This is a genomic window from Pseudomonas sp. TH06 (assembly GCF_016651305.1).
GTDB lineage: Bacteria > Pseudomonadota > Gammaproteobacteria > Pseudomonadales > Pseudomonadaceae > Aquipseudomonas.
In genome coordinates this window covers 556,181-569,582 of record NZ_JAEKEC010000003.1, presented here as the reverse complement: position 1 = coordinate 569,582, position 13,402 = coordinate 556,181, and the positions used below count along the sequence as shown (strand labels likewise).

At 52.5% G+C, this 13,402-nt stretch carries 12 protein-coding genes and 1 pseudogene; 7 read left to right on the top strand and 6 right to left on the bottom strand.

All coding sequences use genetic code 11. From position 1 onward, the window contains the following. Positions 1-375: pseudogene (locus tag JFT86_RS29155) on the top strand (hypothetical protein); the annotation flags it as partial. A 7-nt stretch (positions 376-382) separates the two neighbouring features. On the opposite strand, the gene JFT86_RS27305 reads toward JFT86_RS29155, so the two are convergent. Continuing rightward, complete coding sequence (locus tag JFT86_RS27305) at positions 383-1,696, bottom strand: hypothetical protein (protein WP_201239176.1); 1,314 nt, start codon at positions 1,694-1,696, stop codon at positions 383-385. A gap of 240 nt (positions 1,697-1,936) precedes the next feature. Then, positions 1,937-3,433: a hypothetical protein gene (locus JFT86_RS27300; RefSeq protein WP_201239175.1), complete on the bottom strand. Its 1,497-nt coding sequence runs from the start codon at positions 3,431-3,433 to the stop codon at positions 1,937-1,939. A gap of 1,226 nt (positions 3,434-4,659) precedes the next feature. On the opposite strand from JFT86_RS27300, the gene JFT86_RS27295 reads away from it, so the two are divergent. After that, positions 4,660-4,980, top strand: a complete 321-nt coding sequence (locus JFT86_RS27295; RefSeq protein ID WP_201239174.1) for a YbjQ family protein — start codon at positions 4,660-4,662, stop codon at positions 4,978-4,980. On the opposite strand, the gene JFT86_RS27290 is transcribed toward JFT86_RS27295, so the two are convergent. Next, a complete protein-coding gene (locus JFT86_RS27290; RefSeq protein WP_201233985.1) occupies positions 4,981-5,334 on the bottom strand; it encodes a YceK/YidQ family lipoprotein in 354 nt (117 codons plus the stop codon). It abuts the gene before it with no gap. A gap of 221 nt (positions 5,335-5,555) precedes the next feature. Here JFT86_RS27290 and JFT86_RS27285 point away from each other — a divergent pair, with 221 nt between their 5' ends. The 5 genes from JFT86_RS27285 (at position 5,556) to JFT86_RS27265 (ending at position 7,517) form a co-directional block, all read left to right on the top strand. After that, positions 5,556-5,744 (top strand): hypothetical protein, encoded by a 189-nt coding sequence (locus JFT86_RS27285; RefSeq protein WP_166224788.1) that lies wholly within the window; start codon positions 5,556-5,558, stop codon positions 5,742-5,744. 315 nt (positions 5,745-6,059) lie between these two features. Further along, positions 6,060-6,431 (top strand): glycine zipper domain-containing protein, encoded by a 372-nt coding sequence (locus JFT86_RS27280; RefSeq protein WP_103303857.1) that lies wholly within the window; start codon positions 6,060-6,062, stop codon positions 6,429-6,431. 137 nt (positions 6,432-6,568) lie between these two features. Beyond that, a complete protein-coding gene (locus tag JFT86_RS27275) occupies positions 6,569-6,991 on the top strand; it encodes a YMGG-like glycine zipper-containing protein (RefSeq protein WP_201239173.1) in 423 nt (140 codons plus the stop codon). 124 nt (positions 6,992-7,115) lie between these two features. Then, positions 7,116-7,283 (top strand): hypothetical protein, encoded by a 168-nt coding sequence (locus JFT86_RS27270; RefSeq protein ID WP_201239172.1) that lies wholly within the window; start codon positions 7,116-7,118, stop codon positions 7,281-7,283. Between the two features lie 87 nt (positions 7,284-7,370). Further along, positions 7,371-7,517 (top strand): hypothetical protein, encoded by a 147-nt coding sequence (locus tag JFT86_RS27265; RefSeq protein WP_201233984.1) that lies wholly within the window; start codon positions 7,371-7,373, stop codon positions 7,515-7,517. A 12-nt stretch (positions 7,518-7,529) separates the two neighbouring features. Here JFT86_RS27265 and JFT86_RS27260 read toward each other — a convergent pair whose 3' ends face one another. From JFT86_RS27260 to JFT86_RS27250, 3 genes are all read right to left on the bottom strand, one after another. Further along, positions 7,530-7,904, bottom strand: coding sequence for a hypothetical protein (locus JFT86_RS27260; protein WP_201233983.1), 375 nt, complete (start codon positions 7,902-7,904; stop codon positions 7,530-7,532). Between the two features lie 273 nt (positions 7,905-8,177). Next, on the bottom strand, positions 8,178-8,573 hold the full coding sequence (locus tag JFT86_RS27255) for an Imm50 family immunity protein (RefSeq protein ID WP_201233982.1): 396 nt from the start codon (positions 8,571-8,573) through the stop codon (positions 8,178-8,180). A gap of 2 nt (positions 8,574-8,575) precedes the next feature. Then, positions 8,576-13,375, bottom strand: a complete 4,800-nt coding sequence (locus JFT86_RS27250) for an RHS repeat-associated core domain-containing protein (RefSeq protein ID WP_201239171.1) — start codon at positions 13,373-13,375, stop codon at positions 8,576-8,578. Positions 13,376-13,402: the final 27 nt, after the last annotated feature.

The window sequence follows — 13,402 nt, the reverse complement described above, 5'->3', positions numbered from 1 at the left end:
ATGTCGGGCGGATCCGCGAGCTTGGCAGCGGTGGACGATCTGCACCAAGCAACCGGTCGCGATCTGAACTTGGTTGTGGGGCAAAAGCATAACTTAATTGTCGGTGGTGATATGCATGAGCAAATTACGGGACTGCGTGAGAGTGTGGCTAGTATCAGTCAACGTCTGATCGCGCCTAGAAACCACGTAGGATCCGAGAGCGTAAACATATTCAGGATTTTGTGCCAAACATTGGATCTAGTGGAACACCTATCCCTGCAGCTTGCGAGCCATGTTCACGGCTCAAGCCCTGTGCCCGCGACGTCGACGGGATTCACCGCCGACGCTTTACAAGCTGCTGCGCTCTCAAATTTATTAAAGTCTATTACGCTTTGAGTTTTTTCTATTTTTTATCTGTTATAGCTTTGATTATCAATTCTATTGGGGTTGCAGGCGCGGAGTCAGGGACCCCGCTAGTCTGCGATGCTCTGAAAAGTGCTTCGAGTACAAGTTTCATATCTCCATCATTAGAGAGTTTTCCCTCGTTGGAAAGGGCTAAATATGTCTTTAACATTGTTACTCTCTCTTCTGCATCATGGCTTAAATAGATTGATATGTTGTATTGTCTTAAGCTTAATCTAAGCAGTACTGATAGAAGGGCAACGATTAAAGCGGCGCCAGTCAGGTCTGCAATCCCACTAGCAAAAACCACCTTCTCCATATTGTCAGTTGGCGTGTTTTTTTCATTGTTCTGTGTTTCTGTTTTGAGGTTTTCAGCTGTATTCGGTGTTTGCGAGCTTGCTGATATATTCTGGTGTCTCCATGCTGAAAGAGCGGAGACTCCTCCCATTGCGTAATAAATAACAGGCATTGTAAAGGTTAGGACTAGGGAAGCGACTACTGCTCCAAGCCACCTCCATTTGACTTTGTTATGCTGCGCTATTTTTTCGCCCCAATAAACTATCGATGATTGTAGGTCAACCTGCGCGTGATAGGTGTCGTAAGCAGTTTTCAGATCAGTTTGTGCAGCCTGTTTTGCTTCTGCGGCATCCCGTCTCACGGAAGCAAATACCTTCTTATATCGCCTAAACCTTCTACGCTGATTTTTCTGGTGTAACGACTTTGCCCGGTCATGCTCTTGTGTGGTTGCCATCAAAATCGAATGCGCAGAATGCTTGGATCTTTCAATATACTCTAGTGAATCGCTGGCATTGGCTTTAAAGTCATTAAGCTCTTGTCTTAGTTTTTTTTGTAAGTTTCCAGTTATGTATTCTGCGGCGTTGATGTGCTGAAAAAATAAGTAGTTGGCCAGCAGGTATTCGTATGATGAGGTTTTTCTTAATGTGTCGGATTTGCTGAAGTAAGGGTGATCATCGGTAGTGGAAGTTGCTATTTGTAGAGCATAGAATGCCACAAGTTCCCCGTGTTGATCTTTTGTGTCAAATATAAATTTTCCAGTATCTCCATCTGTGGTGACGTAATTTTTAATGCTGATCTGTGATTGGGCTTTGATGTCTGGGTCAGTATTTATTAATGTGTCTTTCGCTTCCTTAATATGAGAGAAATAGTATTCGTCAGCTTCTGGTGACCTTACGGACTGTAGCCAAGCCCATTTTTCAAAATCTAATTCGAAATGACTGAGTACTTTGCTTTTATCGATGCTGTAAGTCTTGTCAAACGTGTTGACGTAGATGTGTCTTCCAGTGATCACTGCCATGTGTGCAAATCCAAAGGGTTGTCAATGCATGCTACATCTGATGGTTCGTCAATGCGAGAGGGAAGTAGTGCCTGCCCAAGTTTGCTAGGTGTTTTTGTCGTTGTAAGGATCGCACGCCGTGCAAACAAGGCAGAGTCGTTGCACCGCGTTACTGAGCGTCGACGAGTCCACTGAGTGAGGCGCCCTGCGCGCAGAGAAAACGAGTCAGTAGCTTTCAACCTTCTCGGGGCTAGGAGGCTTTTAACTCAAAGGCGTTTTGGAAAAAAAGTAAGGTATTAGATCTATTGTGCTTCGATCACCTTCATTCGATTCCATAGCTTCTAAAAGTTCAGTTCTCAGTATTTCTTTATTTAACTCTCCAGATCGAAATACCGTTCTGTAAAGTGATTTTTTACTAGCGGGCCTTAAGATATATTTGTTTTCCTCTTTGAGGGCTATGCCCGTGAATAGTATTAGCTCTACAAAAATATAACCGCCTAATTCAAAGAAAAGCACGTAGAAGCAATCTACTTCTACCCCGTGATCAGGGCCGATATCAAGGGTGAAGTCTAGAAAAACAAGATCCAAGTCTTCATCTATAAGAAAATTGATTTGGTGTATGTGTCGATGTTTCTTATCGACTTCTGAAAGCGTTACAGGGAAATTATGGTCAATTTCGAAGTATCGCTTAATTTTGACAACTTTTTCAAGAGCTTCTATTGTTGTTGAACAGTCCGCGAAACCTTCCCCCGGGTTCATGTCCACGCTTGTTACCAGTTCTTGAAATCTGAACGTTAGCTTAATGTTTTCAGGTTTCCAAAGCATACTGACTAGCTTGTATAACTTTAAAACTGTTTCGACGTCAGATAGCTCTGCATTTGCAACAGAAGCGGTAAACGTACAGATCTGTCCATACTTAGAGAGATGTAATTCAAAAACATCTGCATCAAATCTGACTTTTTTGAATTCGTCCGGGACCCAGTCGTTAAATGCGCTTTGGTATAGGCGTGCAGGGAAAACAATCGACCGACCAGTGGATTTGTCTCTGAAAGACAGCGTGCCTTCGGCGCTGGGCATGATGTCGGGCATTGAAAGTATTGCTGTTTCACTTTGTATTAAAAGTTGCTCTTGAGAAAGTCCGAATCGGATCGCGTGGGCCTGCATGTCAATTATTTCGACTGCGCCGTTTTTTCCTAGTGATAAGTCGATAAGCCTTTCAAGTTGAGAACTCCCGGATATGGTGAAATTAACTTTATGTGTTCCCTCCTCAAATCCTGTGGATGCTAGAAATTTGCGTTTGTCTTCCATGTACTCTATGTGGGAGTTTCCTATATGTCCGAGTATCATTGACTTTAATTTTGTTGGTGTGAGTGGAGTAACGTTTTCGGAAAAACGAAGTCGCATGAATTTTTTGTTAAGTTTTACCTTGCGGTCTTCGTGTAGAAGTTGAGCGATTCTCTCTAGAATTTTTCGTATTAGTGATTTGTCGACGTGACACAGATATGCCTGAGTTGGTGTTTCAGATCCATCGAATTCTAGTAGCACGTAAAAAGAGGGAAGAGCCGTTGTTGCCATTTTTCTAAGATTCGATAGCTCCACATCTACAAATCTATTTTTTTTATCTGTTGATTTAACTTGAATTTTTATTTCCATTAATCCTTCATGGATTAACATAGGGTTTGTACTATTTCCGTTATTGTCTACTTCAACAAACATATCCCAGCCATTTCGGTCTGACACTGCTTTGTTCGCGGTCATACCGGACGCTGCGCACCAAGCACTGAAGTAATGCTCCCCTGTCGCTCCTAGATCCCTCATTGCTACCTCTCAATATGGCCATCTACTAAATTTTGATTGAATCATTAATTTCCATTTTGGGATAAAAAATCTTCAAAGAAAGCACTTATCCCCCTCCCGCCGACGGGCTTTGCGTCCCTTTTTTATGCAAAGGCCAGAGTGGTGCAAACACCTGCTCTGGCCAAGCCTGCTGCGGGGGCTGTTGGCGTTGTAGCGATTGCACGCAGTGCAAGGTTTTGCAAAAAAGAGCAAAGGTACTTGCACTGCGTTACGGAGCGTCGACGAGTTGGCCAAGGGAGTGAAACGCCTGGCGTGCAGGGGCGACGCCCTGAAAAACCTACCGCAAAGGATGTTTTCGTTTTCGGCACTGGTCGCACCAACTGGGAATCAGACACCACTCAGTCCGCTTGCAAAACGGCTGTAAGGCCCAGCCTGCTTGGCTCTCCGTTATTTTCTGGTATTGCACAGCGTAACCAAGGATTTACTTGCGACCAGTGCCAATTTGCATGATGTGAAAAACGTCGGAAAGGGACGTCGTCTTGGCCATTTTTCAGACGTGGGCTGGGAAAAAGGTAATTTTGGTAAGCGAGGTGTAGAAACGCGCTACAGCCCTTGTCATGCCTGGCTTTCACTCATTACCTCAAGAGGTAATTTTAGGTAAGAGTTAGGGTAATAATTTCTGAAGTGCCCGGTTTTACTGGGTTTGAGGGCTATAAGGGATTACTCATAGGAAAGGTAATTTTCTAACCTCATACTTACCAAATTATTACCTCTGCTTACTGCTCTCAATGCCCCGATTTTCAAGGCTTCCAGAGCTTGCCTCATGCCGCATTACCAAAATTACCTTTTTCCCATGGGTCAACATGAAACGTCGAAACGGCCTTCGCGTCCGTGTTCTGCAACCTGGTGTGCAAAACCCATGGGACTGACATGGGACTGAGATTAAAAAACTCGCTCCTCTGCAGCCCTTATAAACCGGGGAGGGATGCTCAAAAAACCGCAAACGGGTAGTTTCGAATCTCTCCTTCACCGCCATATTCGATTACACAAAACCCCTGATTTCGAAAGAAGTCAGGGGTTTTGTGGTTTCTGGCGTCTGGATTTTATCGGACGCGCCGTTGAAGTCGGCTTCACCGTGGTCAGGGCTTACAATCCCAGTTTTATTTGCCAGCACAAGGGACGACTTCATGATTATTTCCACCACTCACGCCATTGAAGGGCGCCAGATCACCGCGTATCTGGACATTGTCAGTGCCGAGTCGGTGCAGGGCGTCAATGTGATCCGCGACATGTTCGCCGGTATGCGCGACTTCTTTGGTGGGCGGTCGCAGACGCTGGAGCGGGCGTTGAAAGAAGCGCGTATTCAGGCCACCGATGAAATCAGGGAGCGGGCGCGTGCTCTGCAAGCGGATGCGGTGGTCGGCGTGGATTTCGAGATCAGCATGCCTGGCGGCAAGGGCGGCATGGTTGTGGTGTTTGCGACTGGTACGGCGGTCAAGTTGCGTTGATCACTGATTCGACGTTTGTGCCTGGTAGATTTCGATATTGCCGTGTTTAACCTGTTGATAGGCGGTGTAAGGCAATACCAAAGTATCCGTTACGCCGGATACCGCCAGATCGAGCAGAACCAGCGGCGCCGCAGGTCGGCCTGTTCCGAAGGCTTTCATCGGTAATTCAGATGCATGGAGTACGCAGAAGTCGTAGCCGATACCGCTGTAGATCCGGGAAATCGAGTCGCAATAGGTTTGGCGCGTTTTCAGGTCATTGCCTGCAACGGTGTCCTCCTGAAAAACACTGCTGATGGTTCCGCAGCCACTGATCATAAGAGCTGAAAGGAGTAGGGCGCTGGTTTTCAGGGCCATGTTCGCGATTCCTTCGCAATGAAACGGAAGTGCAGATTAGCCCGGTTTGTAAGATAGGCGCCCCTGGATTTTGTTTATTTTTTGTAGCCCATTCGTCGGGCGCCAGTCCATCTGAATAACAAGTCCAGGAATGACCGGCTAGTCTCAAAAGTCTTGGAGGTCGATATTTTTTTTGGCAAAAGGGCTTTGCCGGTGTCGACCTGATTCGAAGGGGCGAAGGTATGACTGATCCGTATATCGAAGACGATGGCGCTGAATTTTCCTTCAACAACTGTGTGCGGTGCGGCCAGACCGAGTACCAGGCAGGTTTTGGCGAGGACCCGGTGCAGACCGGCAAGATCAAGTCCACGGCACCCAAAGGGCCGAAGGCGAAATTTCTACCCAGGGTCGCGACCCGCGCCCGCAAATAGTCCGAGTGCGAACAACCCCGTCAACGTACGGGGTTTTTTACATGTGGCAATTGAGTGAGGAAATGTCCTACAGGTGTTGGTAAGTTTTCACAAACTTTTCACGTCCGCCAAAGTAGGGTGAAGCCATCCGTTAGAAAGCAAGTCTCCAGCCCGTCTCCCCAGCGGGCTTTTTTTTGCCTGTCATAAAACCTTTTCCAGAATCGCTGTCCAATCGGCGCCGAGTGCGCGCAGCGCTGCGATTTCGTCTGGACTTTTGCGCTCTGACGACATTAAATCCCGGCCCTTTTTGTCATCCCAATTTTTGAGGTTTTCGTCATGCGTTTAACACTGCCTGCTTTGGTTCTGGGGCTCTTCGTTGCTCAAGGTGCGATGGCTGCTGGTGACGGCACCGCAGCGCTGGGCGGTGGTCTGGGTGGTGCGCTGGGTAACGTGGTCGGCCAGAAAATGGGCGGCAGTACCGGTGCCGCGATTGGCGCTGGCGTTGCAGGCGCAGCGGGTAGTGCGATGGCGGCACGTAAAGGCAGTCGAACCAAGGCAGCCATCGGTGGCGGTGTCGGCGCGGCCGGCGGTTCGGTGATCGGCAACAGCCTCGGCGGCAGGACCGGCGCGACCATTGGTGCAGGCCTGGGCGGCGCGGCTGGCGGTGCGGTGGGCAGCAACCTGTCGAAAGGTCACAAGCGTCACTGATACATGATGCTTGTTAGAAAAAGCCCGACTCGATGTCGGGCTTTTTCATGGCTGAACGTTTTTCCCGCCGATGTCTCCAATCTCACATAGGCCCTTGCGTGGGCGAACTGTCCCGACTCGGGAACTGTGAGGTTCATATGCGTTTGTCATTGTCTGCACTGTTTTTCGGATTGCTGGTGGCTCAAGGCGCGATGGCCGCTGGTGACGGGTCGGCTGCGGTTGGTGGTGGGCTAGGTGGTGTACTGGGCAATGTGGTTGGCGGGCAACTCGGTGGCAGCACAGGCGCGGCGGTCGGTGCCGGTGTAGGCGGCGCAGCCGGCGGTGCCGTCGGGGCGAATAAACGTAATCGCACCGAAGCAGCCATTGGTGGTGGCCTCGGTGCAGCGGGCGGTTCAGTGGTTGGTAACAGTCTGGGCGGCTCAACCGGATCGGCTGTTGGTGCAGGATTGGGCGGTGCTGCCGGTGGTGCGGTCGGGAATAATTTGGGAGGTGACGGTGGGAAGTCTCATTCCGGCGGCGGTCACAAGCACAAGAACAAACACAAGAACCGGCATCATTGATTGCTAGTTCGTAAGTAGAAACCCGGCCAAGTACCGGGTTTTTCGTTTTGGCGCGTCAGGCCCAGGAACGTTTGGTCGTAGGGCTTTTCGAACGTATACATTCCCCCGAAACATGAGGTGCGCCATGACTCCCGAAACAGAAGGCAAGGAAGAAAAAGGCTCGAGTAGGCTGCCGTTTATCAATGATCCGGGGAATGAGGATCCGGGGTCGCTCATGGATGATGCGACGGTGCCGTTGAATGATTCGGATGAGGCAGATATGGAATACGAAGAGGATGAAGATGAGCAGTGACTCGATGTTTTTTGGTTATACGTGCCGACGGCTTGAAGTCTGATTCTTCAGGGCCTGTGTTTGTGCAGGCCCTTTGGGAGGTGCGCAATGAGTGGAGATTCGCAGACCGTTGATGGTGATGAAACGCCGGAGTATCCGTTGCCTTCCCCTACGAACCCTTTGCGGCGGGATGAGTTGCCGTTGGAGGAAGACGAGATTGATGAGGCAGTCGAAGCGCCTCCGAAAAATGAATGACTGGCGTTTTCGTCAGAATGAGACATCAATTCTTTCTGCAGTGATTTTCACGAATTGTTCGTTGAGATGGGGGTAGTCGAAGTGAATGCCCTGATCTGAAAAATCAACGAAGGATTGAAGGGTTTCTCCGGCTAGATAGCCGCAAACGTTACACGAAAAGCCGTCTCCGCTCATTTCGACGCGTCTTTCTTCATTATCCATCTTTGAGATGTATAACTCGTCAGGTAATACCATTTCGAATTCGGTCCCATAAGTTTTTCCCACTTCGATAATTGATGGGCAGAAGCCTACAAAACACCGAACAGTCAGGCCTTGCACGCTGAGGAGAACTGATTCTTCGATGATTGGGTCGATTGCAATAATATGTGCAGAGTATTTTTTAGTCATGCGCAGGCCTTACCGTTTTGTCCTTTCCGTCACCGTTTATTGTGCGCCAGAATTCTTTCCCACTTTTGGTGTGCAGTGTTTGCTTTATTGATGGTTCGAGGAATGAGAATCCAGGGTCGCTGATGGGTGATGCGACGATGCCATTGAATGATTCGGACGAGGCTGATATGGCGTATGGAGAAGACGAGCAGTGAGTGATTATTTTGTAGTGTTCTGACAGTTTGAAAATCGAATCTTCAGGGCCTGGTTTTCAGGCCCTCGAGAAAGACTTCGCTAGAAAGGTGTCGTTGTCAGGTAAACACTAGGGTCCCGCAATCTTAGTGATGATGCAGTAAACGTTATTTCTGAAGTACTTGATATCGCCGAGATCAAATATTTGTCATCAACTTTATTTATGCTAAGTGTTAAGTTTTCTTTCGCTGGGATTTTTGTGACTGTCAAGTATTGGATGTCACCGAACGTTATTCCGATGCGGCAAGCGTTGTATTTTATTGATTGCCATTTTGTCGGAGGCCTATCTGGCAGATCTTTAATGTCAAATGCTAACGTCAGATTTGAGAGGTTGTTGTCTACGTTTAAGGCGAAAAGCTTTATTTCTCCGATTTCAATGTCTGTGCTAAATACGATGTTGAAGAATTTGCTGCCTTCTATGTCATTCCAATATTTCATGGTCACCTTCTGAAGGGGTAATGTTCATTTGTATTTTCAATCTTGCCATTTCGTGTGTCGTCAGCTGGTCGAACATTTATGTGTGGGCCTTGATCACCTTTATTGTCTTTGTCTCCGTACTTGTGACCTGCGGAATGGTCTTGAAGTATGAGTTTGAAACCATCCTCGCGGGTGAATTTATATTCTCTAGTTATAATCGGCATTTTGCTACTGTTTAGTATGTTGTTTTCTTTTCTATCCGTCATGTTGACGTAAGCGTACTGGCTCGGTTTGCCACTAACCTCATCAATCTGTATATCCGGCTGCTGTCTTTTTGGAATTCCAGCATCAACTTTTGCCTGCCTGAAAGCGCCACGCCTGGAAACCTCCGGAAGCTCAACCTCATCAGGTTTCGGACAACCGAGAGATTTTCGACCTTTAGGCGGACAGTTCGAACTCAACCCCAACGGATCCACCCACCCCGTCGGATTCGGCACGTACTGGTACTGATTCAACCCACCGGCCAACTTGATCGGATCCGGCGTCAGATACCGTCCAAGCCTAGGGTCGTAATACCGATGCCGGTTGTAATGCAGTCCGCTTTCCCCATCGAAATACTGCCCCTGAAAGCGCAGCGGCTGGTCCAGGTATTCCTCGCCGGCCAGGGTGATCGCGGCGACTTTGCCGTAGGCGTCGTATTGCGCCGACCAGACGATTTCGCCGCTGTAGTCGGTGAGTTCCTGCGGGGTGCCGAGGTGGTCGAGTTGGTAGTAGAACGGGCAGGCCTTCTTCGGGCCTTTGCCGTCGAGCAGCGCCAGCGGGCGGAAGGTGCCGGGTTCGTAGACGTAGCTGCGGTGGTGGGTCTTGCTGCTTTCGGCGACGAGGTGGTCGCCTTGCCAGAAGAACTCGGTGGTGGCGCCGTCGACGGTTTTGCTGATGCGCCGGTTGAAGGCGTCATATTGATAGGACGCGGTTTTGCCGTCGGGGCGGGTCAGGCCGATGAGGCGGTGCTGGCAGTCGTAGCGATATTCGGTGACGAGTTTCTGCGCGGTGCCACGGCGTTCGCGGATCAGGTTGCCGAAGGCGTCGTAGTCGTAGTGGCGATCGCCCTGCATCAGCAGGCGGTTGCCCTTGACCTGTGTCGGGCCGGGGCGGTCCTGCATCAGCAGGTTGCCGGCGGGGTCGTGGGCGAAGGATTCCGGCAGTTCGTCGCGCGAGTGGCTGACGCGGATCAGCTGGTCGAGGGCGTCGTAACCGTAGGTGCGCTGACCGTGGCGGGTGTCGGCGATGTGCGCCAGATTGCCGTTGGCGCTGTAGGCATATTCGCGGCGGTACAGTGACGCGTGCTCATGGCCTACGGCGTGGGCGAGCAAGCGGCCCTGATCGTCGTAGGCATAGTCGCTGAGCAGCAGGCCTTGTTTGCGTTGCTGTTCACGACCGGACTCATAGCGGTGCGAAGTCAGTGGCGCGCCGTTGAGGTGGATCGCCGTCAGGGCCCCACCCTTGGCGTAGTGATAGTCGAGTTTGCTGTTGTCCGGCAGGCGCTGACGCTTGAGCTGGCCGCAGGCGTCGTAGCTGTAGCGCAGGGTGCCCCAGCCCTGATGCTCGGTGATCAGCCGATCCTGCAGGTCGTATTCGAAGGCCAGCGGATGGTTCTGACCGTCGTCGACACCGGTCAGTCGACCGAGGCGGTCGTACTGATAGGCAACTTTGACCCTGTCGGGCAGGGTTTTGAGCAACAACCGGCCAGCAGCATCGCGTTCATACGCAGTGACTAACTGCGAGCCGTCATCACCGAACTCGGTCTTTTCCAGCAGATGCCCGTTGAGGTCGTAAACGTAGGCCGTGCGCCGGCCATCGAAGCCGGTTTCCTGTCGGATCAATCCGGTCGATGTGTAGTCCAGTTGGTATTTTTCGCCGGACTCGTTTTCGATTTCGGTGAGCAGCAGCTGCGCGTGGTCGTAGCGGTACTGCACCCGCGTGCCGTCGGGGTTGATCTTGCGCGAGACCAGGTGCAGGTCATCGTCATATTCGTAGCGGGTGACGCGCCCGAGTTCGTCGCGTTCGGCAGTGACCTGTCCATAAGCGCCGTAGCTATAGGCACGGGTGGCGCCTGTAGGAGACGTGGTCTGGATCAGTCGGCCAACCGCGTCCCAGTGCTGCCGCGTAACCGCGCCGTGTTCATCAATCGTGGTGGTCCGTCGCCCCAGCGCATCGTAGGAAAAACGCCGCACGCCGCCATCGGGCAGGGTTTCTTCCGTCAGTTGACCGAGGGTGTTCCAGACGAAAACGTGTCGACTGGTGTCTGGATAGCGGATCGACAGCAGTTGCCCGCGAGTGTCGTAGTGGTAATGGCTGACCTGCCCGTCGGGATCGATCGCCTCAGTGACATCGCCCTGAGCATTGCGCCGATACGTCCACACCGCCTCGCCACGCGAGCGGCTGTGCAGGAAACCGTTGCGGTACTCGTAGGACGTCGGCTCATCGTCCGGCGGAAGCAACGCGATCAGCCGTCCGACGTCGTCGTAGCGGTACTCGGTAACGGCGCCTAAAGGGTCCTGCTCGGCGATCAAGCGCCCGGCGGCGTCGTAAGCCTTGAGGTGCTCGCCGCCATCGGCTTCGACCTTGCGCACCAGCCGTGCGCGGTCGTCGTGAACGTAGGTTTCTTCAGTGCCATCGACGTAATGCACCGCGACGCTGCCGTCGTCATCCCAGACGTAGCGAGTGTCCATCTGCGAGAACGAGGCCCAGTGCCGCACGCAGCGCGCCGCTTTGCCGGAGCCTTCCCATTCCCAGAAGAAGCTCGCGCCTCCGGTCAACTGGCGCTGCAGGATGACGTGCTGGTCGTCGTAGTCGTAGCGCTCGCTGTCGCCGACGGCGTTACGCGCTTCGATCAGGTGCCGATAGGCGTCGTAGCCGTAACTGACGAGGGTCTGTTCGGTGTGCCAGGGCTCAGCAAGATTTTGCGCCGGGTCAAAGCGCTGGTAATCCACCGCAACCAGATGAGCCCGGTCGTAACGCAGCAACAACGCCCGTCCCGCACCGTTATCCAGACGCTGAACACGATCCTGACGATCCCGCGAAATACGCAGACGGTTGTCATAACCATCACTAACCGCCGTCAGCTTTCCAGCGCGAAAGTGATAAAACCGCGCCGTGTCCCCGGCCAGCGCAAGGATCAGCTCCTCCGGCTCATCCCCGAGAAAAATCGCCGCCCGCGACAGACTGTTATGAATCGCCGGCCGCTCAACAGTCGGCAACGGAAACCGCGTGCGCCGGTTCTCATGGTCAACCCAGACCACAAAATCGCCGTCAAACTCCAGCCGATGCGCCAGCGAGTGACTCCAGCCAAACCCCAGACCGACATCAATCTCGGCGGCACTGGTGCGATACAAGCGGGTGAACTCGAATGGCAGCAAACCATCCAGCACGCCATCGGTGAGGGTCAGCAGCTCTTCGCCAGTGACCATCGACACCGGGCAGCCATTGGTGCACGTACCGGGCACACAATCGGCGCTGTCACCGTTGGGGTTTTTCGCCTGATCCGGCGCGTCGTCGTGAGGCTCGTGACGCTCCATCCGAGTGCCCGCGCGCGACTTGTCCCGGGCGAGGGGGGCGGGATTCGGCACCGTCAACACCACAGAATCGGCCTGACGAATGTTCAACGGTATCGACGGCGTCGGTTTCAATTCAACGCCACGCACATTGAGCATCAGCGGCTTCAAAGCACCGGCATGTCGAGATAAATCCGGCGAGGCAGTCAGCTCGGCCAGACGCAAGGCAGAAGCCGCCAGCCATTCCCGCGCGCGCGGCGATTTGATCTTCGCCAGCACTTTGCTGCTCAAGCGCAGTTGCACGCCGACGCCGCCAGACACCCGCATCAACAGGAAACTGATCAGCAACTCGACACGAACCTCAGCCACCACCTCGGCCAGATACTGTGGCGGCAACATCTTCAGCCAACTGGTGAATGCGGCCAGATGTATGAACAGCAGTGGCTCGTCGCTGAGGATCAGCAGACCGTTGGCGATCGCTTCGCTGGAGGCCTGCAAGAGCGCGTCCAGTTCGACCTCGCTGAGGTACTCCAGCAGCTTTTCGCTGTTGACCTGCAAGTCGGCGAGCAGGGCGAACAGTTGTTTGATGTCATCCCAGACGCCGTGCAGGGCTTTCTCGAATCCGCGCCAGTCCGCTTGTTGCAGTTGGCCGTAACGCTCAATAAAACCGGCGTTGGAAAACTCTGCCCACAGCGGCTGAAATCCCGCCCATTCTCCGCGCAGCCAGTCTTCCAGACCGGCGATAACACCTTCGTAAGAGGCATACAGCGCCTGCACATGCTGCGTGGAAACATCGGGAAAGAAGGTGATGCGATAACGCTGGCCCCGATCGCAGTCGGTCACCTCCAGAATGCCGCTCGGCCCGATGGTGTGATGTAGCGGTTCGCCGAAGGTCAACACGCCAGCGACATCGGCAATCACCGGTTCAAGCGTCACCGGCGTATCGCCAATCGGCACAAACCGTGCGGCTTCAAACATGTGCACCAGCGTCAACGGACCGCTGGCAGGGCACATGAACACCGATGAGCTGACGGGTTTGCGGGATTTGACCGGCGCGCTGAGGTGTACGTCATTGCCGACCTTGAACACCTGCTCGACATCCAGTGCCGAACCGGTCCAGAACTGTTCGGCCCAGGCTTCGTAGTTGTTCAGGCACAGGCGAAATTCCCGGATGAGGTTTTCGAAGTCCGGGTGTTCGGGATTGAGCGCGGCAACCACCAGCAGGCCGATGCTGTTGTTCAGTGCCAGAAGCCGATCGGTTTGGAACATTCGCAGTCACTCGCGCACAGCAAAAAA

Excerpts from the sequence above, each read along its gene's own strand:
- JFT86_RS27305 (WP_201239176.1), bottom strand. The coding sequence starts at position 1,696 with ATGGCAGTGATCACTGGAAGACACATCTACGTCAACACGTTTGACAAG.
- JFT86_RS27300 (WP_201239175.1), bottom strand. The coding sequence starts at position 3,433 with ATGACCGCGAACAAAGCAGTGTCAGACCGAAATGGCTGGGATATGTTT.
- JFT86_RS27295 (WP_201239174.1), top strand. The coding sequence starts at position 4,660 with ATGATTATTTCCACCACTCACGCCATTGAAGGGCGCCAGATCACCGCG.
- JFT86_RS27290 (WP_201233985.1), bottom strand. The coding sequence starts at position 5,334 with ATGGCCCTGAAAACCAGCGCCCTACTCCTTTCAGCTCTTATGATCAGT.
- JFT86_RS27285 (WP_166224788.1), top strand. The coding sequence starts at position 5,556 with ATGACTGATCCGTATATCGAAGACGATGGCGCTGAATTTTCCTTCAAC.
- JFT86_RS27280 (WP_103303857.1), top strand. The coding sequence starts at position 6,060 with ATGCGTTTAACACTGCCTGCTTTGGTTCTGGGGCTCTTCGTTGCTCAA.
- JFT86_RS27275 (WP_201239173.1), top strand. The coding sequence starts at position 6,569 with ATGCGTTTGTCATTGTCTGCACTGTTTTTCGGATTGCTGGTGGCTCAA.
- JFT86_RS27270 (WP_201239172.1), top strand. The coding sequence starts at position 7,116 with ATGACTCCCGAAACAGAAGGCAAGGAAGAAAAAGGCTCGAGTAGGCTG.
- JFT86_RS27265 (WP_201233984.1), top strand. The coding sequence starts at position 7,371 with ATGAGTGGAGATTCGCAGACCGTTGATGGTGATGAAACGCCGGAGTAT.
- JFT86_RS27260 (WP_201233983.1), bottom strand. The coding sequence starts at position 7,904 with ATGACTAAAAAATACTCTGCACATATTATTGCAATCGACCCAATCATC.
- JFT86_RS27255 (WP_201233982.1), bottom strand. The coding sequence starts at position 8,573 with ATGAAATATTGGAATGACATAGAAGGCAGCAAATTCTTCAACATCGTA.
- JFT86_RS27250 (WP_201239171.1), bottom strand. The coding sequence starts at position 13,375 with ATGTTCCAAACCGATCGGCTTCTGGCACTGAACAACAGCATCGGCCTG.